At 41.2% G+C, this 23,130-nt stretch carries 22 protein-coding genes; 12 read left to right on the top strand and 10 right to left on the bottom strand.

Features of this window, described 5'->3' with window-relative positions:
* From L3V41_RS02765 to L3V41_RS02725, 9 genes are all read left to right on the top strand, one after another.
* On the top strand, nt 1-768 hold the full coding sequence (locus L3V41_RS02765) for an SDR family oxidoreductase (RefSeq protein ID WP_237127125.1): 768 nt from the start codon (nt 1-3) through the stop codon (nt 766-768).
* Nucleotides 756-1,955, top strand: coding sequence for a DUF1302 family protein (locus L3V41_RS02760; protein ID WP_193987678.1), 1,200 nt, complete (start codon nt 756-758; stop codon nt 1,953-1,955). Before L3V41_RS02765 ends, L3V41_RS02760 begins: the two co-directional genes overlap by 13 nt.
* A 9-nt stretch (nt 1,956-1,964) precedes the next feature.
* The gene (locus tag L3V41_RS02755) at nt 1,965-2,789 is read left to right on the top strand and encodes an outer membrane lipoprotein-sorting protein (RefSeq protein ID WP_193987677.1); all 825 of its coding nucleotides are present in this window, start codon (nt 1,965-1,967) and stop codon (nt 2,787-2,789) included.
* A 12-nt stretch (nt 2,790-2,801) separates the two neighbouring features.
* On the top strand, nt 2,802-5,432 hold the full coding sequence (locus L3V41_RS02750) for an MMPL family transporter (RefSeq protein WP_237127124.1): 2,631 nt from the start codon (nt 2,802-2,804) through the stop codon (nt 5,430-5,432).
* A gap of 400 nt (nt 5,433-5,832) precedes the next feature.
* Nucleotides 5,833-6,423 (top strand): transcriptional regulator BetI, encoded by a 591-nt coding sequence (betI, locus tag L3V41_RS02745; protein WP_054554307.1) that lies wholly within the window; start codon nt 5,833-5,835, stop codon nt 6,421-6,423.
* 1 nt (nt 6,424) lies between these two features.
* Entirely contained in the window at nt 6,425-7,888 is a 1,464-nt protein-coding gene (betB, locus tag L3V41_RS02740) for a betaine-aldehyde dehydrogenase (RefSeq protein WP_237127123.1), read from the top strand.
* Nucleotides 7,888-9,558 carry a choline dehydrogenase gene (betA, locus tag L3V41_RS02735; RefSeq protein WP_193987674.1) on the top strand — a complete coding sequence of 557 codons (1,671 nt, stop codon included), beginning with the start codon at nt 7,888-7,890 and terminating at the stop codon, nt 9,556-9,558. Before betB ends, betA begins: the two co-directional genes overlap by 1 nt.
* A 129-nt stretch (nt 9,559-9,687) precedes the next feature.
* Nucleotides 9,688-10,905: a BCCT family transporter gene (locus tag L3V41_RS02730; protein ID WP_237114330.1), complete on the top strand. Its 1,218-nt coding sequence runs from the start codon at nt 9,688-9,690 to the stop codon at nt 10,903-10,905.
* A gap of 12 nt (nt 10,906-10,917) precedes the next feature.
* Nucleotides 10,918-11,625, top strand: a complete 708-nt coding sequence (locus L3V41_RS02725; protein ID WP_237127122.1) for a TorF family putative porin — start codon at nt 10,918-10,920, stop codon at nt 11,623-11,625.
* Nucleotides 11,626-11,695: 70 nt separating this feature from the next.
* Here the strand turns inward: L3V41_RS02725 and L3V41_RS02720 are convergent, their stop codons facing one another.
* From L3V41_RS02720 to L3V41_RS02710, 3 genes are read right to left on the bottom strand one after another with little or no spacing between them, the layout of a single operon-like run.
* Complete coding sequence (locus L3V41_RS02720) at nt 11,696-11,911, bottom strand: hypothetical protein (protein ID WP_193987673.1); 216 nt, start codon at nt 11,909-11,911, stop codon at nt 11,696-11,698.
* A 49-nt stretch (nt 11,912-11,960) separates the two neighbouring features.
* Nucleotides 11,961-12,851 carry a dienelactone hydrolase family protein gene (locus L3V41_RS02715; protein ID WP_237127121.1) on the bottom strand — a complete coding sequence of 297 codons (891 nt, stop codon included), beginning with the start codon at nt 12,849-12,851 and terminating at the stop codon, nt 11,961-11,963.
* A gap of 47 nt (nt 12,852-12,898) precedes the next feature.
* Nucleotides 12,899-14,047, bottom strand: coding sequence for a hypothetical protein (locus L3V41_RS02710; RefSeq protein ID WP_062569636.1), 1,149 nt, complete (start codon nt 14,045-14,047; stop codon nt 12,899-12,901).
* 111 nt (nt 14,048-14,158) lie between these two features.
* On the opposite strand from L3V41_RS02710, the gene L3V41_RS02705 reads away from it, so the two are divergent.
* Both L3V41_RS02705 and L3V41_RS02700 read left to right on the top strand, forming a co-directional pair.
* Nucleotides 14,159-14,623: a MarR family transcriptional regulator gene (locus tag L3V41_RS02705; protein WP_193987671.1), complete on the top strand. Its 465-nt coding sequence runs from the start codon at nt 14,159-14,161 to the stop codon at nt 14,621-14,623.
* Nucleotides 14,624-14,710: 87 nt separating this feature from the next.
* Nucleotides 14,711-15,460 (top strand): RIO1 family regulatory kinase/ATPase, encoded by a 750-nt coding sequence (locus L3V41_RS02700; RefSeq protein WP_237127120.1) that lies wholly within the window; start codon nt 14,711-14,713, stop codon nt 15,458-15,460.
* 32 nt (nt 15,461-15,492) lie between these two features.
* On the opposite strand, the gene L3V41_RS02695 is transcribed toward L3V41_RS02700, so the two are convergent.
* The 7 genes from L3V41_RS02695 to L3V41_RS02665 form a co-directional block, all read right to left on the bottom strand.
* A complete protein-coding gene (locus tag L3V41_RS02695) occupies nt 15,493-16,905 on the bottom strand; it encodes a family 43 glycosylhydrolase (RefSeq protein WP_062569639.1) in 1,413 nt (470 codons plus the stop codon).
* 245 nt (nt 16,906-17,150) lie between these two features.
* On the bottom strand, nt 17,151-17,621 hold the full coding sequence (locus L3V41_RS02690; protein ID WP_193987669.1) for a hypothetical protein: 471 nt from the start codon (nt 17,619-17,621) through the stop codon (nt 17,151-17,153).
* The gene (locus L3V41_RS02685; protein ID WP_237127271.1) at nt 17,621-18,772 is read right to left on the bottom strand and encodes a PepSY-associated TM helix domain-containing protein; all 1,152 of its coding nucleotides are present in this window, start codon (nt 18,770-18,772) and stop codon (nt 17,621-17,623) included. The genes L3V41_RS02690 and L3V41_RS02685 overlap by 1 nt, the downstream gene beginning before the upstream one ends.
* 99 nt (nt 18,773-18,871) lie before the next feature.
* Nucleotides 18,872-19,711 carry a mechanosensitive ion channel domain-containing protein gene (locus L3V41_RS02680; RefSeq protein WP_062569642.1) on the bottom strand — a complete coding sequence of 280 codons (840 nt, stop codon included), beginning with the start codon at nt 19,709-19,711 and terminating at the stop codon, nt 18,872-18,874.
* Between the two features lie 34 nt (nt 19,712-19,745).
* A complete protein-coding gene (locus L3V41_RS02675) occupies nt 19,746-20,453 on the bottom strand; it encodes an LrgB family protein (protein WP_237114327.1) in 708 nt (235 codons plus the stop codon).
* Nucleotides 20,443-20,796, bottom strand: coding sequence for a CidA/LrgA family protein (locus tag L3V41_RS02670; protein ID WP_193987666.1), 354 nt, complete (start codon nt 20,794-20,796; stop codon nt 20,443-20,445). The genes L3V41_RS02675 and L3V41_RS02670 overlap by 11 nt, the downstream gene beginning before the upstream one ends.
* Nucleotides 20,797-20,865: 69 nt before the next feature.
* A complete protein-coding gene (locus tag L3V41_RS02665) occupies nt 20,866-21,657 on the bottom strand; it encodes a crotonase/enoyl-CoA hydratase family protein (protein ID WP_237114326.1) in 792 nt (263 codons plus the stop codon).
* 268 nt (nt 21,658-21,925) lie between these two features.
* Between L3V41_RS02665 and L3V41_RS02660 the strand changes: the two genes are divergently transcribed.
* Nucleotides 21,926-23,128: an efflux RND transporter periplasmic adaptor subunit gene (locus tag L3V41_RS02660; RefSeq protein ID WP_237127119.1), complete on the top strand. Its 1,203-nt coding sequence runs from the start codon at nt 21,926-21,928 to the stop codon at nt 23,126-23,128.
* Nucleotides 23,129-23,130 lie beyond the last annotated feature (2 nt).

Below are 23,130 nucleotides of genomic sequence, written 5' to 3'. Positions count from 1 at the left end.
ATGGAAAACGTAATTAATTCAGTACTTGTAACAGGAGCTGCTAACGGTATTGGCGCAGCGTGTGTGGATAAGTTTATAGAGCAGGGATGTCGCTATGTTATCGCACTTGATAAAGATGAAGTGAAGTTACATGAAATGCGACATAAATACCGTGATAAAGACATTATTTTTATTGCAATCATTGCCGATTTAACAAGCCAAGACTATTACTCGCAGCTAAATGATGCGTTGCAGCCTCTGGGTCAGTTAGAAGCCATTGTATTGAGCCATGGTATTGCCGATGAGAACGAAATTTCTGAACGGGATATTTTTGCCCGTGTAATGGATGTTAATGTCACTAGTTGCCAGTCAATTATTGCGCAATGTGAAAATAAGCTAGCAAAGGGAAGCGCGGTTTTATTTATCTCTTCAATCCTAGGAAAAATGGGCAACCTTCGAAATACAGCTTATTGTAGTTCAAAGCATGCGCAGTTAGGGATGATGAAAGGTTTGGCAATGGACTGGGCAAGGCATGGTATTCGTGTTAATGCTATTTTACCTTGCTATGTTGATACACCGCTTTTAAGAAGTGAGTTGCAAAAGCAGGCTGATATGGTTGGCTCGACCTTAGATCAGGTAATGCGAAAAGCGAAAAAACGTATTCCGATGCGTGCCTATGTGCAAAGTAGTGATATTGCCGACAGTGCTTACTTTTTATGTTCGCAGCAGGCGCGCATGATCACTGCGCAATCTCTGATTATTGATGGAGGCAGTTCATGCGGTGGTTAGCATTAATCGTAATGGGCAGTGCTAGCACCAGTAGTTATGCAAACTTATATATTCAGCCTAATTTAACCACCAGCTTTGGCTATAACGTCTCAGAACATTATGCGACTGAGCAAAGAGTCGAGTTAGCAACAAAGCTGGAATTTAGCACCGAAAATATAGATTTCACTTTTGACGGAAGAGTCGAGCATGACTTTGTGTATAACAACAATGATCGCTTCAGTATTGACGCTCAAGACCAATATGAATCGCGAGCAATTATCGAAGAAGCGTATATTTCCGGTGAAATAAGTAATCGTTTTTGGTCGTTTGGTTATCAGAAAGTTGTATGGGGTGAAGCGGATGACTTACGGGTTGTCGATGTTATTAATCCATTAGATTATAAAGACTTTATCTTTTTCGATATAGATGATTACCGTTTAGCTGTGCCAATGTTCAAGCTTGATTATGAGTATGAAAATGGTGACACGCTAAACATTATCACCACGCTTCAACAGCTGAGTAATGAGTACCCTGCACCTAGAGCCGAGTTCGGTAATAATTATTACCCCAATAGTGAGCAGACACAGTGGGGTAAATATGAATTAGGCTTGCGTTACAGTACATTCGCGTTAGCTACAGATGTTAGCCTTTATGCTTTTCACGGGTATCAAGATGATCCTGTCGTCACTTTGTCGCCAAGCGAGCGCACGCTTTATTCATATGAGAAGTTCTCTATGCTTGGTACGAGTTTAAGCAAACCCATAGATGCATTTGTGCTGCGGAGTGAGTTTGCTTATTTTGATAATTACACAGTGAATGACAGTGACTTGTCTTTTAAAAACGTTAACAAGCTAGAAGCCTTAATAGGGCTTGATTACCGTTATAAAGACTGGACGACAACGCTACAGTTTACTGACCGCATCCTCAATGGATGGCAACCCTCTTATCTTATTCCAAAATCTGCACCCATATACACGGCTTCCGCAGAGAGAGGTTTTTTTGCTAATCAGCTCTATATTCGCGCAGCAGTGAGTTACCTCGACAATCATGGGGGCGGAGCCCTATCTCAACTTAAGTTAACTTATAAACCTAATCAACAGTGGGTTTTAAAGCTAAATCTCGATCTTATTGAAGGTGATCAAGAAAACTACTTAGGTGCCCAGCAGCAGCGTGATCGTATTTGGTTAGCTGCAACTTATTATTTTTAAGGAGAGAAAATGAAACTAACATGCTTTTTAGCCTCAATAAGTATTGTATTTAGTGCAGCAACGTATGCTGAAGATGCAAATAAAATTTTACAACAAGTGCGTGATCGTAATGATGGCAAGGACTATTTATCAACAGTGACGCTTCGCACTCTAAGTGAAGATAGCGTACTTAATCAGCGTCAGTTTTACATGTTGCAAAAGGATATCGAAAAAGACGAAGTAATGGTGCTCGCCATAAAAGCCCCTGCGGATGTGAGAGATATTAGCTTTTTGATGCGTAGCTTCGAAGAAGGAACAGCTCAAGAAGACGAGCAGTGGATGTACTTGCCTGCATTTAGAAAAGTAAGGCGTATTTCTGCCACTGACAAACGCGGTGCATTTATGGGTAGTGAATATTCTTATTACGACCTCGATAAGCTACGCGTAACAGATTTTGACTCAAAAGTTATAAAAACTGACATGCTAGATGGCGTTGAAACCTATGTTATCGAGCGCGAGCCGAAGTCTCAGGATGTGATTAATAAGTCTGGTTATTACAAACTGGTTACCTGGGTTGATAAACAAAGAAAGTTAATTCTTAAACAGCAGTACTATGATGCAAAAGGTATTCTTTTTAAGCAGTTAGATATCGATAAGGTTGAGAAAGTACAAGACATATGGACCATCACCGCATCTACGATGAGCAACTTTGTAGAGAATAAAAAGAGCACTTTTCTATTTCATGAAACCCTTTATAACCAAGGTGTTGATGATGCAATTTTTAGAAAATCAAAGCTTAAAAGAGGCATAAAAGACAGCGATGTCGCAGAGTTAACTAAAATCTCTGAGTTATAATAGGACACTGAAATGTTAGAGAAATACCTAGATTTTGTTTTTAAATATCCAAAATCGATACTGGCGATATTGTCGCTTATTACCGTTTATTTTTTTATCGCTTCGGCTAATCTAAGTGAGGACAACAACCCTTACTTTTTACCTAAAGATCACCCTGCACGCAGTACTATTTTTGATTTGCGCGATGAGTTTACCGGAACATATGACTCTGTCATGATCGCTTTGCATAACGAAGATACGGTGTTTAATCAGGCATCAATTAACGCTATTTTTGACTTATCTCGTGCCGCAGAGCGAATGAACTATGTTGATGAGACAGATGCTCAAATGCTTCAAGATCTTAAAGCTGATCACCCTGAAAATAGCGAGTTAGTGGCAAGTATTGATGAAATTCTTGCAGATGGTATGACCCCAAGTGATGGCTTGATTGCGCGTGAATTGCTTAATCGCGCAGTTGAGTGGCAGTTAACAACTAAACAGCTGCGCAACTTAAGTGTGTTTGCCGAGCGAGTAGACCCTGTAAGAGAGATGGCAGGATTGTCGTCGACTGAAAATGTATTTTTAGACGAATACGGCACTATGTTCGCACAGGAAACGGTGAATAAGCGAAATCAAGATATTGAGTTTGTAAAAAATGCAGTCATAGATAATGAGTTAATTGAATATGGCCCAATCTCTCCAGATGGCAAAGTCGCGCTTATTGTTGTTGAGTTAAGTATTTTAGAGGACGATGCAACAGGGCAAGTGCGTGCCTACGAGGCATTCAAGCAACTGGTTGCAGATTATCAAATTGCTCACCCAGAGTTAAAAGACGATATTTACATTAGTGGTGTGCCAGTCTTTTTTGCAGCTCAAAAGCAGGTAATAGACCATGATTTTGCGACCTTGCTACCCATTGTTCTACTGTTGATCACCATTATTTTAGCTGTATTTTTCAAAACTATTTTAGGGGTTATTATCCCGTTAATTAATGTTGTGATGTGTACCATATGGACCATGGGAATGATGGCTGTGGTAAACGCACCATTAGATGTGATTACTGCTATCTTACCTGTTTTTCTGCTCACGATTTGTTTATCTGATGCCATTCATGTAATGGCTGAGTACTACCATCAGAAAAAAATTGTTAAATCACGCTTAGTTGCAATTCGCAGTGCAATGATACTCATGGCTTCTCCTGTTGTTTTAACTACTATCACAACATGTTTAACGTTTATTGTGTCAACTTCATCAAGTATCGAGAGCCTCAGAAACTTTGGGTTATTCATTTCATTTGGTATGTTTGTAGCCTTAATTATTTCACTTTTATTAATCCCTGCATTACTGGCTCTGTTTCCGAAAAAAGACATTTTTAAACAGCAACACGCGCAAAGTAGTAGTGACGTTAGTAAGAAGTACTTTATAAGTCGATTATTAGTCAGTGCACTCACCCCTGTAATGGCAAATAGAAAAATGTTTACAGTTATTTTCATTGGCTTATTTATAGGGTCTGGCTTTTTAGCGTCAAAGGTTCGCGTTGACGATATGGGTTCTGGTTATTTTCCAAAACAAAGTGATTTTCGTATCTCAGATGATTTTATAAATAATCATATAGCAGGTACGAGCCCAGGTTGGATCGAAGTAGATACCGGCAAAGATAATGGCGCATTAACGGTTGAAATCAGTCATTTCATTGACCGTTTAGAGCAGCATATCCATCAGCATGAAACAGTGAACTATAGTTATTCTCTGGCACGTTATGTGAGACGAATAAACTACACGCTTAATGATTTTAACCCTGAATATAACCGACTACCAGAGGATGTTGAACGCTTTATTGAGATTGATGAAGATACACAAGAGCCCTATGAGATCACCATTTCAGGAAGCGACATTATTAGGCAGTCTATTCTTATGTTTGAAAATAGTGGCGGTTCAGATGTAACGAATGTATTGAGTGAAGATTTTTCTAAAACAGTATTACTCTATACGCTAGGGACCACGGTGGCTAATGATTATCAAGCATTTTTAGATCATACCTTACCCTGGATCGAAGCAAATAAACCAGATGGTGTCACTATTACCCACGCGGGTTCCCCCATTATTTGGACCGCGGTGTTAGATGCCTTGGTTAAGAGTCAAACGGTCAGTGCATCGATTGCATTATTAACGGTTTTACTTGTGATGATGGCTTGGTTTAGATCGATACGTCTTGGTTTAGCTGGAACACTACCGCTATTATCAACGGTGATGATCTACTTTGCGCTTATGACGCTGTTAAATATTGAGCTAAATATTGGTACTGCCATTATTTCATTCCTAGTACTGGGGATTGTTGATTATTCAGTGCACTATATATTAAGAATTCAGCATGAAATTAAGAATGGTTTTACAATTAACCATGCGCTGGTAAATGCAATGAGAGTAAGTGGTCGCGCAATTATTGCAAATGTCTTAGTGTTTAGTATTGGTTTTATCGCGTTATTATTTTCACAGCATCAAGCCCTTATCGACCTAGGTGCCTTAGTTGGTTTATCGCTGCTCATTAGTGGCTTAGTCACGCTGTTTGTTATTACTTTATTTGCGCCGTGGTTCTTTAAAGACCAGTTAAACACATCGCAATCGAGCAAGACCATGGCCGTAATGAATGAGGCCAGAACATAATTATTTAATCTACCCACGTACTTTGTCGTTGCGCTTTCGTTAAATAACAGCGAAAGCGCATCGATGGAGTGCTTTTTTGAGTGTACTTTGCATATCCCTCGCACAGCTGCGACTCACAAAATCAGTTTTAGTTAGCAACATACAAAGTGCTATCTCATTTTGTCTGCGCAAAAGAATAAAAATCTCGTTATTAACATGATTTAGCCATAATTCATGCTTTTTAATCTTGATTTTGAAAAAACTTAAAACTTTTTTATATCTCGAATAATAAACCTAATAACAATCGCTTAGCTTAAGTGAGTGATGTCATTTTGTTGTTGTTTACAATTTGTCAACCTTGAATTGCCAAGATGATTACCTTAACCTTTATTTTAATTGAACGTTCAATCAATAAAAAATTATGCCGAAAGTTGGAATGGAACCTGTTCGTCGTCAGCAGTTAATTGACGCCACAATAGAGTCGGTTGCAGAGCTTGGTTTGCAAGGCACCACCATAAATAGCATTAGTAAAAAGGCAGGCTTATCGTCTGGCATTATCAGTCATTATTTTGGTGGTAAGCAGGGCTTAATTGAAGCCACTGTGCGGTATTTATTGACGAGTTTAAAGCAAGCTCTGATGAATCAAGTAACGCCGCAGACCAGCCCAGAGCAACGATTAATGTTTATCGTTGAAGCAAACTTTTCGCGTATTCAGCAGCAAAGCAACAACACCAAAACTTGGTTGAGCTTTTGGGCGCATTCAATGCACGACGCCCAGTTGCATCGCTTACAAAACGTAAATAGTAAACGTTTATTTAGTAACTTATTAAGCTCATTCAAACAGTTAATGAGCGATAGCGATGCCAACTTAGCTGCTGAGTTAAGTGCAGCCATGATCGATGGTTTATGGCTAAGAGCCGTATTAAGTAAGTCAGACCAAGATCAATTCGAACATTGTGAGCAATTAGCTAAAGACTACATTCGTTCACTGATAAAACAGTATGGAGCCTAAAATGACCACACCTGTTTACGAAAATTTTATTAATGGCCATTTTTTAAAGAATCAAACTGGCGATACCTTTGCAGTAACGAATCCTGCAACCGGTGAAGTGATTTATCACGTTGAAATCGCTGATGAGTTTATTCAAAACGCGGCAATCGAAAGCGCAAAACAAGGGTTTGCAGCATGGTCTGCAATGACGCCAATTGAGCGTAGCCGTATTTTATTAAAAGCCGTGGCAATCTTACGCGAACGTAACGATGAACTGGCAAAAGTAGAAGTACTTGATACGGGTAAGCCTTGGCAAGAAGCTGAGTGTGTCGATGTTGAAACAGGTGCTGATGTTATCGAATATTTTGCTGGTCTTGCTCCTGCTCAAGTGGGTCAGCAGCAAATAGTTGGCAATGATTTTTACTACACACGTAAAGAGCCTTTAGGTATTTGTGCCGGTATTGGTGCATGGAACTACCCACTACAAATTGCGTGTTGGAAATCAGGTCCTGCACTGGCTGCGGGTAATGCGGTTATTTTCAAACCTTCTGAAGAAACACCCCTTGGTGCAATTAAACTTGCAGAGATTTTCATCGAAGCGGGTGTACCTGCTGGCGTATTCAATGTTGTGCAAGGTGCTGCTGAAGTAGGGCAATGGTTAACAGCAAACCCAAATATTGAAAAAGTGTCGTTCACTGGTGAAGTGGGCACAGGCAAAAAAGTAATGGCAAGTGCTGCTGGTTCACTGAAAGATGTGACCATGGAGCTTGGCGGTAAGTCACCATTATTGGTGTTTGATGATGCCGATGTATCACAAGCTGTTAGTGCGGCAATGCTAGGTAATTTTTATACGCAAGGCGAAATCTGCACTAATTGTACGCGCATTTATGTGCACAAAAATGTTTATCAGCAGTTTATTGATGAGCTGAAAACACGCACTGAGCAAAATATTATTGCTGGCGACCCAATGGATCCTGAGGTGAATTTAGGGGCGCTTATCTCTAAAAAGCACCAAGAGCTTGTACTTGGTTATATTGATAAAGGCATTCAAGAAGGCGCAACCTTACTAACAGGTGGTAAAGCACTGTCACCTGCATCTGCACCAAATGGCTACTTTGTTGAGCCGACCGTTTTTGTCGACTGTAAAGATGACATGACCATAGTGAAAGAAGAGATCTTTGGCCCAGTGATGAGCGTGTTGGTGTTTGATGATGAAGATGACGTTATTCAGCGTGCAAACGATACGCATCTTGGTTTGGCCGCAGGCGTGTTTACGAAAGATATTCAGCGTGCACACCGCGTGATCCACCAATTACAAGCCGGTATTTGTTGGATAAATAGCTATGGTAATTCACCTGCAGAAATGCCAGTAGGTGGTTATAAGCAATCAGGTATCGGCCGTGAAAACGGTATCGAAACTTTAGATCACTATACCCAAACTAAATCGATTTATGTGGGTATGAGCAATATAGAGAGTCCATTTTAATGAGTACACAGAACTATGATTACATCATAGTCGGTGCTGGCTCAGCAGGCTGCGTGTTGGCAAACCGACTATCAGCAGACCCTTCCAATAAGGTGTTATTACTTGAAACGGGCGGTAGCGATAAAAGCATTTTTATAAAGATGCCTACTGCGCTATCAATCCCAATGAATACCGACAAATATGCATGGCAATTTCATACCGAGCCAGAGCCATATTTAGATAACCGTCAAATGCACTGCCCACGAGGCAAGGTATTAGGTGGCTCATCATCGATTAACGGCATGGTGTATGTACGTGGTCATGCCAAAGATTTTGATGAGTGGCAGCAACACGGTGCTAATGGTTGGGACTATCAAGCATGCTTACCGTATTTTAAACGTGCTGAATCATTCTATTTAGGTGGTAACAACTACCGTGGCGATAATGGCCCATTAGGGGTTAATAACGGTAATGAAATGGCTAACCCGCTTTATAAAGCCTTTATCAAAGCGGGCCAACAAGCAGGTTATGCGCAGACTGATGACTACAATGCAGCCCAGCAAGAAGGCTTTGGGCCAATGCATATGACTGTTAAAGATGGTGTAAGAAGCTCTGCCAGTCGTGAATATTTAGACCCAGTTAAGTCACGTAAAAACTTAACACTAGTCACCGGTGCCTTAGCTGAAAAAGTTCTGCTGGAAGGCAAAAAAGCCGTGGGTGTAGAGTATTCAGTATCTGGCTCTAAGCAGCAAGCACTTGCAGCAAAAGACGTTATTTTAAGTGCGGGTCCAATTGGGTCACCGCATATTCTGCAATTATCAGGTATTGGTGATAAAGACATTCTGAGTGAAGCGGGTGTTGAGGTTAAACATCACTTACCAGGTGTTGGCCAAAACTTACAAGATCACTTGGAATTTTATTTCCAATATAAATGTAAGCAACCCATTACTTTAAACGGCAAGTTAGGTCTTGTTTCAAAAGGACTCATTGGTGCGCGTTGGTTATTAAACCGCTCAGGTTTAGGGGCAACGAATCACTTTGAATCATGTGCATTTATTCGCTCAAAACCGGGCGTTGAATGGCCTGATATTCAGTATCACTTTTTACCAGCAGCAATTCGTTATGACGGTAAAAGTGCCTTTGATGGCCATGGTTTCCAAGTGCATGTTGGGCATAACAAACCGAAAAGCCGTGGTGCCGTGACAATTAAGTCGGCGGATCCACTGGTTGCGCCTAAGATCCAATTTAACTACTTACAGCATCAAGATGATATTGAAGGCTTTAGAGCTTGCGTTCGCTTAACTCGTGAGATTATTGAACAAAGTGCGTTTGATGAGTATCGCGATGGTGAAATTCAACCAGGTAAAGATGTTCAAAGCGATGAAGAAATCGATGCCTTTGTTCGTCAAGCGGTTGAGAGTGCTTACCATCCGTCTTGTTCGTGCAAGATGGGTGAAGACGAGATGGCCGTGGTTAACTCGCAAACTCAAGTACACGGTATTGAGGGGTTACGGGTGGTGGATTCATCTATCTTCCCAACCGTTCCAAACGGTAATTTAAATGCGCCAACTATTATGGTGGCAGAAAAAGCGGCTGACCACATTTTAGGTAAGCCTGTGTTATCGGCATCAACTGCAGATGTTGCTATGGAAAAACAATGGCAATCAACGCAGCGTAGTTCGGAGATCTAATAAGGCCACCCGCAGTATCGGCTGTGGGGCTTGCAGTGGCGCGCATCACGAGTTGTTTGTGATGCGTTAATGCGAGGAATAAAACTGGAGAAACAATGAAGTATTACTACTTATTTTGGGGGGGTAACTATGACCTTTTGGCTTAGTGCTGGCATCATTTTTACCCTGTTAGCAATTGCGGTTATTTTATTTAAATGGGGTAGGGTAAGGTGTGTTGGCGTCACACCGGTTAGAACGTTTACGTTCATTGCAATTTTATTTACATCGGGCCTAGACGTTGGCTTGATTATGTTTCCACTGACAGAGTTTGCAGGTTATGCAGACATAAAAGCAAGCCCAGAGTATGCGTTTGCCAATCCATTAGCCATTGAGTTTGGTTATTGGGGCTTCTTGATCTGGGGATTTTATTTCCTTACGTGCTTTTATTTCTGTGTAATAGAACCCAAAGTAAAGTTCTTTGAAATTGCTTGGGTAAAACTAATTAATAACATTGTTATTATTGGTACATGCGCATTTACTGCATTTTTACTGCTGTCGAATTTACCTTGGTATTTACCGTCACTTGGTGATGGTGAGTCAATTATTCCGACATTCTACTTAATGGTGTTTGCAGCGATTTGTTTTGCTGTGTATTCGAGCACAGACATTAAATATGTGCGCTTTTTAAGTATTTCTACTACGTGGTTGTTTATCGCCTTAATCGCCTTTATGTGGTTTGGTGCCTTTGTTGGCTCTGATGCACAAACATCAGCATTTGTTGATAACCTTGCGCTGATTGGTGGTTATTTTGGTAATATTGATGAATTTGTATTACCGCTGAATGATTACCATGCCTTTTATCTATTTTGGTGGTTTGCTTGGAGTATCATGATTGGTCAATTTACCTCGCGCTTTGTGGGGGGCTTAAAGACTTACCAAGTACTGGCAGCTATGTTGATTTTCCCATCTATTCCAATCGCAATTTGGTTTAGCGTTTTATATCAATATCATGAAGCGGGTATTGCTACAGCAGGTTTGAAAAACATCGCTATGGTGTTTGTCGGTGTGGTGTTTGTGATCAATTCACTTGATTCTTTGATCCGTTTATACACAGATAACCTAAACTTAACAGTGAGACGTTTTGGTAAGTTTAATTATATTGCCCTAAATGTGGTGGCGCTTTCACTATTGACTCTGTTGTTTAAGTTCGACTTTTTACAGATCCAATGGGTTGGTGCGCTAGTGATTGCGTTATTTTTCGGCTGCGCAGTATTTATTGGCTACAGCAAGTTAAAAACGGTGAAAAACATCGAGGGCTCACCAAAAGACAACAAATTAGATTACACAAAAATAGAAACAGTTAGCTAAGGGGAAACCAACATGACAACAAGACAAACACTACTCGCAACAGTGTTGCCACTGGCACTACTATCGACATCAGCGATGGCTGATTTATCGACTACAGTTACTCTGGCATCAGATTACACTTTTAATGGTGTGAGCCAAACGCAAAATGATCCTGCTATTCAAGGTAGTCTAGACTATGCGTTTGTAGATTCTGGTATGTATGTGGGTACGTGGGCCTCAAATGTAGATTTTGGTGAGGGGACAGATATTGAATGGGATGCGTATTTCGGTAACTATGTTGAACTAAATAGTGCTCTTAGTGTTGATTATGGTATTGCTTACTATTCATATCATGGTGAAGGTCATTCAAGCGATGGTAATTACCCTGAGGTTTATACTAAATTTGGTTATGCCAGTAGCTTAGGACAAACGGAGCTTAACTTTTGGTATAGCTGGGACTACTTTGGTTCTGGCGCAGGGCATGTTATTTCTATGTTAGCGCATACCTTTGAAATTGCACCAAACCACGCAATCCGTGCCAGCTTTGATATTTCAAATTCACTGGATGGTGATAAGTACACATGGGATGGCAGTGATAAGTCATATAACCACTATCGTATTGCTTATCAAACAAGCTTTGCAGGTTTTGACTTTGAGCTTGCCGGTGAAAATACCAGCCTTGATTGGGATACCGCAGACGAGCGCATTGTTGCGTCTATCTCGCGTAGCTTTGATTTATAAATACAGTTTTATAAGTAAAGCTTTAATAACGAAACGGCTAACCTTGGTTAGCCGTTTTTCTACTTAATAACTAGATTTCTTCGCCTTCATGCTGCATCGCTAAATCATCAAGCTCAGCAAGGGTGTAATCAAAGCTACTATTATCGACTGCATAGCGTATTTTTACGCCGAAACCACCTTGGCAAAGACTTGCGGTGACTTTAGCCACTGACCAATGTTTAAGCTTGTTTAAAAACCGATTAGCGGTTTGCTGTGAGTCAAAGCGGTAACTGATTTGCGATTCCATCTCTTTACTAGCCTACAAATTTTTCCGAGAGTGTATGAAATTGCCTCGATTAAATCAATTGCTCGTCAAAGAATGCAAGTGTACGTTGCCATGAAAGCTCAGCTTGTTTTTCATCATAACGCGATGTGGAATCATTATGAAAACCATGATTCGCCTTTTCATACATGTGCATAGTATAAGGCACTTGGTGGGCTTTTAAGTCACTTTCGTATTCTGGCCAAGTATCATTCACGCGTTTATCGAATTCAGCTAAGTGGACAAGTAATGGTGCTTTTATGTTTTCTCTAAGCTCTTTAACAGCAGGGGTGCCGTAATAGGGGACGCCAGCATTAATGAGTTTGCTCTCAACAGCTGCGAGGTAGTTAACCATATAACCGCCAAAGCAAAAGCCTACCGCACCTAGTTTGCCATTACTGTTTGGATGTTCTTTTAAGTACTTTGCGGCGGCCACGAAATCGTGTTGGATTTTTTCTCTGTCCATTGAGCGCTGCATAGCACGCCCTTCATCGTCATTACCTGGATAACCGCCAAGTGGGTGCAATGCATCTGGGGCAAAGGCAATAAAACCCGCTTTAGCAAGGCGGCGTGCAACATCTTTAATGTAAGGGTTTAAACCTCTATTCTCATGGATCACTAATACGATAGGATGCTTGTCAGATAAATTGGCGGGCTCAACTAAATAGCCTTTACCTTCACCGTGACCTTTGAATGAATTGAAGGTTTTATAACTGGCTTTGATATCAGGATCATTAAAGGAGACTTGTTCAGCTAATGCATAGTTTGGCAACAAGGCACTACTGAGAACAGCCATTGAATAACCTAGTGCAACTAGGCCGCCTAGTTTTTTCATAAAGGTACGACGGTCTATCAAGCCATGGGCATATTCATCGTACCAATCAAATGCTTCTTGAGGAATGTGACTACTATGTTGGTTACTCATTGTTAGCTCCTTTATAATTGTGAGTATCAACATAGCTTAAAAAACAATCAATTAATAGCGCGGTTTTTCGTTTCAATTAATACATCAATGAAATGGCGATGCCAAATAGCTTTAAACGCTTTATTGAATAAATACAAAAAGATGAGTGGCATTAGCAATAGCTTGAGAATGAGTAATGATAATAGGTTAAGAAAGTCGATAAAAAGATCTTCAACGGCCGCAACCATATTTCCTATCCCTGTGGTAACGGTGTCGATAATTTTACTCACTTTACTCGCATCATTTGTGTTGAGTTGCTCATTTATTTCCACGAGTTGCTGGTTTAGCGCATCTTTTTCTTGATTAAGTGTCCCTTGTTGAGCGGATAAAGCGTGTAGCTTAGTTGTTATTTGCTGTTTTTTGGCGAGCAGCGGTTTCGCTTGTTCAAGTTCAGTAAACGTTAAACGCTCAGAAAGGCTGCGTGTTGACTGAATAGTGTCAATCTGGGAATCCAGTTCTGCCAGTTGCTGTTTTAACTCAGTCGCTTGCTGGTGGTTTGTTATCTGTTGTTGATTCAAGCCATCGAGTTTATCGAACACGGCTTGCTTTTGACTATCAACTTTAGCTTTGAGTTGTGCTGATAATGCTGAAGTTTGTGTAGCATTAGCGCTGACAGTATCAACTTTTTCACTGACCAGTTGGCTTTGTGAGTTAATTTGTTCATCTAAAAAAACTTGGCTGATAAGTCCTGTGCTTAGAACGATAGCGGGAACGAGAAAGCGAATTAAAATAAGGCTTGCTAGAAGTTTGTGGCGAAGATTTGGATAGATATTGCGCCATTCACAAAAAAGGTAAGCAATGACTGAAATAGTAAATACGCTATTAAAAATCACACCAGATGAGATCGTGTATAAAATTCGCTGTAAAAATAGTGAACCTATTGCAAGGCGCATAGCATCCGACATGTATTCAGCCAGATCATTAACAGGGTCAAGTAGTTGTGCTGGCTGAATACTCGCAATGCCAATGCCCACTTCGGCAGATTGTAATAACGAAATAGCGGCGTTAACTGTACGAGACGAGGCATACACCACGGTTGACTGCACTAAAGCGCTATCGATAAAACTCATGATATAATGTTGGAACTGCTCTAACCAGCACAGTAACAAGAGTACAAAAAGACCTAAATACTTTATAATGTGCTGTTTACTAAGCATACTACCCCCGAAGTTTAAATACCTGACTCACGCTACACCAATTATGACTAAGATTGAATTATTTTAGGTATTAACTGTCAATGAATAGCTATTAATCTTTGTTGAGGAAATATGAAAGAATCTGCATCAATTGGACAGTGCCGCGCTGAAGATTTAGACCCTGTCCAAGACTTAGGGCGTTTAGTGTCTTATTTACGCTCTAACTTAGTTACGCATCTTGATAACGCTCTTGAGGATAAAGAGCTAACATCAGCTCAATATATTGTGGTGGTATTACTTGCACGAGGTAAAGTAAACACCTTAGCTGAGCTATGTGAGCACATGGTATATGACCGTGGGGCCATGAGTCGTTTAATCACTCGCCTAGAAGATAAAGGGTTAGTCGCTAAGAAACAGTCAGTTGAAGATAGGCGTTCAACTCTTTTATGTCTTACAGAGAAAGGCCAACAGCTTTACCCTGAAATTTTACCCGCAGTTAATGAGATCTATCGAAAAGCGCTCGTTGGCTTCTCTGAACTAGAGCAAAACCAACTCGCCAGCTTGTTGTTTAGAGCAATTCATAATTTAAAAGCATAAATTTCTCTAAGCGGTACATTGTCGCCGCTGACGCGTTTTGATAATATAGTTGCCTAGGCATTTAATTTTAACAAGTGACAGGTTGCTATGTTCGAATCATCTTTGCTCGCGCAGCTTCGAGCCCAATTCCCAGCTCATCAATTTAGCCATGAAAGCTTGTCTATTGTTCATACCGGTCGGTTCGCTAATGCCATTGTTTATCGTTACAAAGACACGCAATTTGATCTTATTATCAAAGACTTTCAGCATAGTCCTTGGTGGATAAGAAAAACCATTGCGCCGCTTTTTATTAATCAAGAGTACAAGGGACTTGCACGACTACAAGATGTCGATGGCGTGGTAGATAATTTTTGCCGATTATCGCCAATTGCTATTGCTTATGACTTCATTGAGGGCACACCACTTAGGCAGCTTGCTCAACAGCAAGAACATTTGCCAGCTAATTTTTTCAAAGACTTCGAACGTACGGTAGCGAAAATGCATCGTCGTGGTGTAGTACATCTTGATTTACGTAATCTGGGTAATGTGATTTGCTCAAAAGAGGGTAAGCCTTATATTATTGATTTTCAGTCGGCGATTCGTTTTTCACGCTTTCCGCGTTGGTTACAGCGTTTTATGCGTGGTGCTGATATGAGTGGGGTTTATAAAGCGTGGCAAAAATTGGCCGGTGACTCATTACCACAAGCGAAGGCTGATTATTTACATGAATTTAATCATGTGCGTAAACGTTGGATTTTTAAAGGCTACCCTTTGCATCGGGCGTATATGTGGTGCAGTGGCGTGATGACACAAATATTAAATTCTGAGTTTATTCGCAGTATTTTAGAGCGATTTTAAAAAGCGCGTTTTCACGCGCTTAGTGGTGAGAACTAGTATTTAGGCCAGCCATTAGCATCCCAATTTAGGGTGCTGATGAGCAATTTGGGTGTGCCATTATCACCTGCATCATAGGCATGACGAACAATCACATCGGTATTTAGAATATCTTGTCCACCAGGACCCACCCATTGGTTATTCCCAGCATCAAGAATGCTACCACCACCCGCTAACATGTTATTACCATTTTTATCAAGGTACGGACCGCGAATATCGGTTGAGCGACCATATGCAATGCGGTATGTACTATTCGTGCCATCACAGCATTTGCCTACTGAAACAAACAAATAGTAGTAGCCTTGGCGATACACTATGGTAGGCGCTTCGATACCACCTGAGCGACTTGCTAATGAGTAGATTTGACCAAATGGTTTCATTGTCATTGGGTTAATACGGGTCAATTTAATACCCGTATTCCACGAGCCAAATGCGAGCCAAGGCGCACCATCTTTTGCCACCACCAGATCTGGGTCGATGGCATTGTAATTATTGCTATTGGTGGTGTTGATCACTAAGCCATCGTCACGCCAATTGCCTGTGGCAACACTGCTTGCTGAGGTAAGACCAATAGCACTGACACGAGATCCGAAGGTTGAAATAGCATAATACAGCCAGCTGCGACCATTGTAGCTTTTTAATTCAGGCGCCCAGACATCAATTCCGTCATGATCAGGCACATAGTTACTCCACCAACTTAAACCATTTGAAAAAATTGGCAGCGCATCATTCCAATCAACGCCATTGCTTGAGTATTTACCGTAAATGCCTGGGCCTGTTTGAAATATCCACCAAGTGCCATTCTCATAGCCAATAGTTGGATCGTGGGTAACTAAATTGCCAGTGAGTGGCCAATGATCAGCAGCACCATTGGTGGTGGAGGGATCAAAGGGAGTGGATTCAACATTGGCAAGTTTGGTGAGTTGCCATTGCTGTGCATCGCTGCCGTTGTAGCTCCACTGACTAATGTTCGCGCCATCGTTACCATCGAACCCATATAAGTCGAGAGCCTTACCACTGTTTAAGTTAATAAAGCTGACATAACCGCTGCCTTCATCATTAATTTGCCAGTGTTGGCTAGCAATGTTTGCATATTCATACTGCACCACATTACCGCCATCGGCAGTTGAGAAATCAAACACCTCGAGTGCCTTACCACTGTTTAAGTTAATAACCGAATAGTTGCTGCCACCTATGTTGGTGATTAACCAGCGCTGGGTGTCGTGATTAGTGTCAGCCCACTGACTAACATTCGCACCATCATTGGTTTGCGCGCTAGCGACTTCTACAAACTTAGCGCTGTACTTTGATTTAATCGTGTATACACCATTATCAATCGCGTAGGCACTGGGAAGTACCAGTGTTGTTGCAAAGCTGAGCGCAGCAAGCGCTTTTTTTGAAAGTATCATTGTGTCTCCAAATCATTGTTATTGAGCTTTCCTTGTGTGTTTAGCTCCTTGGATGAGTTCTGATCAACATCAATTGAATGCATTGATGTTAATGAAAACTATTTGTAATACTTTATTATATTATTACTTTTGTAAAGATGTTGAGTGAAAATAATTAACAAAAATTTTACTTTTGATTGTTTTGGAGGAGATAAAGGTTTTTTCAGAGATACAAAAAAGCCACTGAGTGAGTGGCCTTTCAGATATTATTGAGTAATAAACTGGCTGGGGATATCCCATTTGAGGGTATGCAGTTGGCCTTGCCAAGTTTGTATGGTGATCCACAGTTTATCATCTGCTGAGATGGTTTTAGGAGCTATCGCGTGGGCATGCTGACCGTGATTGGTGCCATGCATTATGCCTTCTTCATCTTTTGCAAATTCTGTCAGCGGTAAAGGTGATTGACCAATATTTAAATATGCCTGACGAACATTGCTTATGTCACCTTGATTAAAAGCAATAAAGAAATCTTTAACATATTCATTGTGGTGTGAGTAAGGTGCATCTTCATTCAGTGGCATTGGCGCGATTTTAAATTCGCCTGCTTGTTGCTCTTGCCAAAGTGCAGGAAACTGAGGGTTCAATGATTGATAAATAAACCACACAGGCAAAGCCAGTATCACAGCATGCAAAATATACTTTTTACGTTGCCACCAAGTCGCTTGTAAACGAGCCATTAGTTTGCCTCCTGAACGTTATTTACTGGCGCAGCTTGGCGCGCTTTTACTGGTTTATTATTAACTAATTTAGCGGCATACATCATAAAGCCAGTGATCGACATACCACTTAAAATCAAACCAAAGATAAACCAAATAATCTTTGTCCACAGGCCGCCAATATTACCGTAGTGAAGTGGATCAGTAATATGCGACAGGGTTTGTAGTCCCGACATAGTCTCAGGGCTCTTACTTGCTGCAATTTCACCAGTCCAAGGATTGATTGACGTTGAGTAAGCGTAATTATCGTAGAAAATAGTATCGCCACTGCCCATGATGTTAAACATGCCACGGTTATGCTCTGGTAGCATCACATAGCTAGGTTTGAAATCAGGGTATTTCTCTTTGGTAATTGCCAGTGCCGCTTTTAAGTCAGTAGGCGGTGTTTGTTTATTCGCAGGTAAAGTTGACACCGCCACCAAAGGTGCATGCTCTTCTATGTCTATTTCGTTATGCCACATGATGGCTTGCACTAAATACCACAGGCCTGTGAGTGCCATTATTGCCATAAACCAAATTGACCAAACGCCACTAAGGGTATGTAAGTCTTTAAGGAAGGTTTTTTTACCTTGGTTAAAACGTAGTTTTGGCTGACTAAATGCGCGCCAAAAGTTTTTATAAATCACTAAGCCTGTAATCAATGCACCTAAAATGACAAACGCCATGGCGCTGACTAAGTAGTAACCTATGCTGTAGCCTTCTTGCCAAGGAAAGAATAGCCAGCCGTGTAGGGTACGCATAAATTCGATGAAAGAAATACTGTCATTAACCGCTTGCACTTCGCCTGTATATTGATTGACGTAAGCCACTGCGTAAGGTTTGTCTGTATCAGTGAAAATAACCGCATTAACCAAGTAAGGCTCATAGGTGAGCACACTCATTATATCGGCGGTCGGGTAAGCTTTTTCTACGCTATTAATAACTTGATCAACCCCCAGTACTGGTAAGTCATTTGGGTTGTTTGCGCGTGCTTCACTGTTAGAGAGCCAAGTAAGCTCATGGCTTATTACAGATACAGTGCCTGTGACACAGATAAAGCAAAATAGCACCCATACTGGGAGCGAAAACCAACCGTGTAGTTGGAACCAAAGACGTTTACTCATGGTAAAAATAGCCCGACCTTAATTGATGATAGTAATTGTTATCATTTAAATTGTACTACAATCTTTTGAACAAACACAATCTCTGTCGACGAGCGGTAAAAAGGCGCCTTAAGCGCCTTTATCATTAGTTTGATTGAGGGTAACAATCCGTTGTGGGAAGGGGATTTCGATATCCGCCCCTTGGATTGCCTTAAATACATTGCGGTTCACTGCTAATTTGGTCTCAATAATTTTGGTGGTTGGCACCCAAAAGCGATAGCTTAAGGTGACACCACTTTCGGCAAATCGCTCAATACCGACTTGTGAGTGTGGTGTATCGGCAACCAGTTCATGATCGTTTAAAACGGTCTCGATAAGCTCAATAGCCAAGTCAGCATTTGCATCATAAGCTATATCAATTTCGCCTTTTACGAGTGAATAGCTAAACGAGTTATGCAGAATTTCACCAACAATATGTTTGTTAGGAATGGTGATTTCGACTTTTTCTTCGTTGACCAAAATAGTGTAGCCGAGCTCAATCGTTTTAACTTGCCCGCTCACCCCTTTTACTTCAATTGTATCACCTACTACAAAAGGCCGCGTTGCAATAATCGCAAGCCCTGCACCATAATTTGAAAGCATTCCTTGTAGTGCTAAACCTGCACCTAATGAAGCGGCACCTATTGCAGCCACAAAGGGAGTCACACTGATGCCTATTTTACCCAGTGCAATAATAAGAAACATGATGATCAGCAAGACTTTGATAACATTGCTGATAAAGTTTGTGAGGGTGATATCTATATTGTGGCGTTGCATTAAGGCTGCCACCATATTTGATACTTTTTGTGAAATCCACAAGCCAAATACCAAAATTAAGATCGCACCCACTATTTGCATGCTGTAGGTCACTAAATATTCGGTGATCAGGTTATAGTATTTTTCCACTTGTTGTAATTCTGCGTCAATCATGGCTTTTCCTAACAAGGTTTACTGCTGGTCATTACTATATCAGATGTTGAATGGCGGGGTAGAGTAAGGGGACGATTAAAGCGCTTAATAGCGCACTCAATGCCATAGCTACAGATGCAAAAGCGCCTGCCTTCGGTTGCTCTGTTATCAGAGAAGCAGTGCCAATAGCATGACAAGCAGTGCCAATTGCGACACCTTTAGCTTGTGCATTTTGTATATTTATTAGCGAGAAAATTAAATTACCGAAAATCGCCCCAAGTACCCCAATAAAAATCACCATTGCCGCTGCTAAAGAAGGAATACCGCCAAGTGCATTGGTGACCAGTAAAGTGATAGGAGTGGTTACTGACAAGCTAGCCAAGGATGCACTAAGTTCTGCAGGCGCGGCAAACAAAGCGCAAATAATCGACGCAACCAGCGTGGCATTGATTACCCCTAAACTGCAACTTATCAGAATTAACAGTAGATTCTTTTTAACATGTATAAATTGCTGATAAAGCGGTAGCGCTAAAGCCACAATCGCGGGTTCAAGTAACCAACTTAGCACTTTAGTGTGCTCAGCGAATGGCGCGTAGGGGAGTTTGAATATCATTAAACATGCCGCAATTAGCACAATTGCCCAGCAGACAGGGTTGGTGAGTGCTTTTGCAATAGCATGGTGTGTTTTAGCGTTTAAAAAACGCAGCGCTAGGAAAAGAGCAATAACTAATGGAACGCTTAACCACCAAAAGCTAGCTGTCATTTTCACGCCCCTTAAAGTAGGCGATAACAGAGCCGATCAATATAACGCTTGTCAGTGGCACAACAATAAAGATAGTCAGTAATAAAGGCCAGTGCTCAGCGATTAAACCTAAGTGTTCAATAATCCCGACCCCCGCAGGGATAAAAAATAATGGCATATAATTGAGTACAGGGCTGGCTGTGGGCTTTAAATGGTGCTCTTTAACTATACCTGTTAAAAGTAATACGAGTAACAAGACCATACCGAGTAATGGAGCTGGAAAACTGCTATCAAACAAAGCCGTTAAATACTTAGCAACGGCTAAACAAGCAAGAATAATGGCGCTACTGATTAGGTATTTCATGAGTCAGGATAATTGCGAATAAAGTACAACTACATCATACCCTTGTCTGCTGTACTATGCGACTTTAGCTTACCATGATTTAGCATTATTAAATTGAATATCTTCAGCGCCTTTGGCTTTCGCAATCGCCTTTTTGGTATTCGGATTCATTAGTAAGCGAATTTGGCTCCAGGTTTCTTTAGCAAGAATTTTACGTTGCTGTGAGCGATAGCTTTGCTGAGTAATGCGTTTAATTGCTGCTAGGGTATCCGGCGAGCGCGCCATCAATGTTTCAAGTACAGCATCGGTTTGTTTATCAACATCGTCAGTGAGTTGCGTAACCAAGCCATATTCTTTAGCGTCTGCAGCCGAAACAGGCCCTGCATGGCTTGCCAGCCAAAGTGCCTGGTCACGTTTCATTAAGCCAGCAAGCACAACGTTAGCCCCCATATCAGGGCACAAACCCCAGCGAGCCTCCATAATTGCTAACTTTGCGTTTTTATCGACAATACGATAATCAGCCCCGAGCGCGATTTGCATACCGCCGCCAAAGCAATGCCCGGTAATTTTAGCTATCACTGGAATACTTAAGTCTTGCCAACCCAACACCACTTTTTGCGCGAGGTTTTGGTTTCCTGGTAACCATTTGAATAATAGTTTGATGATATTGCTCGGCTTTTTCATTACCGCAGCAACATCAAGTCCAGAGCAAAAGTGCTCGCCTTCGCCAGAGATCACCACAGCACGCAAACTGCGATCGTTTTTAATTTTTTTGATCACGTTTGAAAGCTCCACAAACATAGCAAAACTGAGTGCATTTTGTTTTTCGGGACGGGCAAGGCTAACCCAAGCGACCTGTTGTTTTATTTCTAGTTTTATCATGGTAACTCCTCTGACCTGTTTGCTAGAGCTTACGAACTAATCACATGTATGTAAAGAAATGCTGATGTGTGACAAAGAATTAGGTAATTTATTAAAAAAGAGTAACTTCGTCATATATTTGGTTACAAATTGATGTATATTTTTAAAACAAAGAGGCTGGTTTACAGCTAGTTCGGTTTTGCGATTAATAAGATACTGCTGCAAATTTTCGCAAAATCCCATGACACGACTAGACTTAGCTTTAAGTCGCGCTACAAGGAGTAAAAATATGCTGATGCGCAATACACAACGCATGCAAAAGCTATCAACTGAATCTATAACAACAACAGTATATGCATTGGCATTAAGTGTGGTACTTACAGGTTGTTCAGATGACAAGTCTCAGCAGCAAGCAACACCCCCCCCTGCTGTCTCTGTATACAATGTGAATACACAAGAGGTCGGTAACTACCGTGAATTTGTAGCACGAACCGAGGCATTTCAAGAGGTTAAAATTAGAGCGCGAGTTGAAGGCGAGCTTATTGAGCGTCACTTTGACGAAGGTTCGTCTGTTGAAAAAGATCAGTTATTACTTCGTATTGACCCTTCAGAGTATCGTTCAACGGTCACTGAAGTTGAAGCTGATTTAAAAAGCCGTATCGCAGCGGCCAGTGCAGCTGAGCGAGATTTAAAGCGCGGCAAAGATGTTGCGTCACAAGGGTTTATTTCACAATCTGACCTCGACAAATTAACGACCAATTTTGAGCAAGCAACTGCGGCGGTTAAAGCGGCAGAAGCAGAGCTTGAAAAAGCGAAGTTAAATTTAAGCTATACCGAAATTAAAGCGCCATTCAGTGGGCGCATTGGCAAAGTAAATTATGATGTTGGCAATATTGTGGGGCCATCATCAAATGAACTTGCAGAGCTGACTGATGTTAACCCTATCTATGTGAGTTTTCAGGTAGAAGAAGCAGACTACATTAGTTATCGTCAACAGCACCAGACACCGTCAGATCGCGACCCGCGAGATGTACCGATAGATTTAACACTACGCTTACCCAATAATTCGACCTTTCCTGCAAAGGGGGTATTAGATTTTGCTGATACTAAAATTAACCGTAATACTGGTACGGTTGAACTTAGAGCCTCATTTGATAACCCCGATGGTATTGTGATGCCAGGGTTATTTGTCACTTTAATCGTAGAGAGTACCAATAAAAAAGAACTTGCACTGATCCCACAAGTCGCCGTACAAGAAAATCAACAGGGTAAATTTGTACTGGTTGTTGGTGATGATAACAAAGTCGCTATGCGTATTGTTGAACTTGGCCGCCGCATTAATGCCATGTGGGTGGTTGAATCAGGTCTTGAAGCTGGGGAAAAGGTGATTATTGAAGGCCTGCAAAAAGTACGGCAAGGTGCAGAAGTTAAGGCTGTGGAAAAGAAAGTAGATGCCACAACAGGCACTATTTCTAATAAAGCAAACTCTTAGGA

Source organism: Pseudoalteromonas sp. L21 (genome assembly GCF_021728035.1).
GTDB lineage: Bacteria > Pseudomonadota > Gammaproteobacteria > Enterobacterales > Alteromonadaceae > Pseudoalteromonas > Pseudoalteromonas arabiensis.
Note: the sequence above shows the minus strand (reverse complement) of the source record. Positions and strands in the feature narration are given on the sequence as shown.

What these genes read in the sequence shown, in the direction of transcription:
- L3V41_RS02660 (WP_237127119.1), top strand. Translation starts at nt 21,926, where the DNA reads ATGCTGATGCGCAATACACAACGCATGCAAAAGCTATCAACTGAATCT.
- L3V41_RS02675 (WP_237114327.1), bottom strand. Translation starts at nt 20,453, where the DNA reads ATGACAGCTAGCTTTTGGTGGTTAAGCGTTCCATTAGTTATTGCTCTT.
- L3V41_RS02680 (WP_062569642.1), bottom strand. Translation starts at nt 19,711, where the DNA reads ATGATTGACGCAGAATTACAACAAGTGGAAAAATACTATAACCTGATC.
- L3V41_RS02710 (WP_062569636.1), bottom strand. Translation starts at nt 14,047, where the DNA reads ATGCTTAGTAAACAGCACATTATAAAGTATTTAGGTCTTTTTGTACTC.
- L3V41_RS02690 (WP_193987669.1), bottom strand. Translation starts at nt 17,621, where the DNA reads ATGGCTCGTTTACAAGCGACTTGGTGGCAACGTAAAAAGTATATTTTG.
- L3V41_RS02665 (WP_237114326.1), bottom strand. Translation starts at nt 21,657, where the DNA reads ATGATAAAACTAGAAATAAAACAACAGGTCGCTTGGGTTAGCCTTGCC.
- L3V41_RS02765 (WP_237127125.1), top strand. Translation starts at nt 1, where the DNA reads ATGGAAAACGTAATTAATTCAGTACTTGTAACAGGAGCTGCTAACGGT.
- L3V41_RS02730 (WP_237114330.1), top strand. Translation starts at nt 9,688, where the DNA reads ATGACCTTTTGGCTTAGTGCTGGCATCATTTTTACCCTGTTAGCAATT.
- L3V41_RS02725 (WP_237127122.1), top strand. Translation starts at nt 10,918, where the DNA reads ATGACAACAAGACAAACACTACTCGCAACAGTGTTGCCACTGGCACTA.
- L3V41_RS02705 (WP_193987671.1), top strand. Translation starts at nt 14,159, where the DNA reads ATGAAAGAATCTGCATCAATTGGACAGTGCCGCGCTGAAGATTTAGAC.
- L3V41_RS02720 (WP_193987673.1), bottom strand. Translation starts at nt 11,911, where the DNA reads ATGGAATCGCAAATCAGTTACCGCTTTGACTCACAGCAAACCGCTAAT.
- L3V41_RS02700 (WP_237127120.1), top strand. Translation starts at nt 14,711, where the DNA reads ATGTTCGAATCATCTTTGCTCGCGCAGCTTCGAGCCCAATTCCCAGCT.
- L3V41_RS02750 (WP_237127124.1), top strand. Translation starts at nt 2,802, where the DNA reads ATGTTAGAGAAATACCTAGATTTTGTTTTTAAATATCCAAAATCGATA.
- L3V41_RS02715 (WP_237127121.1), bottom strand. Translation starts at nt 12,851, where the DNA reads ATGAGTAACCAACATAGTAGTCACATTCCTCAAGAAGCATTTGATTGG.
- betB (WP_237127123.1), top strand. Translation starts at nt 6,425, where the DNA reads ATGACCACACCTGTTTACGAAAATTTTATTAATGGCCATTTTTTAAAG.
- L3V41_RS02755 (WP_193987677.1), top strand. Translation starts at nt 1,965, where the DNA reads ATGAAACTAACATGCTTTTTAGCCTCAATAAGTATTGTATTTAGTGCA.
- L3V41_RS02760 (WP_193987678.1), top strand. Translation starts at nt 756, where the DNA reads ATGCGGTGGTTAGCATTAATCGTAATGGGCAGTGCTAGCACCAGTAGT.
- L3V41_RS02695 (WP_062569639.1), bottom strand. Translation starts at nt 16,905, where the DNA reads ATGATACTTTCAAAAAAAGCGCTTGCTGCGCTCAGCTTTGCAACAACA.
- betA (WP_193987674.1), top strand. Translation starts at nt 7,888, where the DNA reads ATGAGTACACAGAACTATGATTACATCATAGTCGGTGCTGGCTCAGCA.
- L3V41_RS02670 (WP_193987666.1), bottom strand. Translation starts at nt 20,796, where the DNA reads ATGAAATACCTAATCAGTAGCGCCATTATTCTTGCTTGTTTAGCCGTT.
- betI (WP_054554307.1), top strand. Translation starts at nt 5,833, where the DNA reads ATGCCGAAAGTTGGAATGGAACCTGTTCGTCGTCAGCAGTTAATTGAC.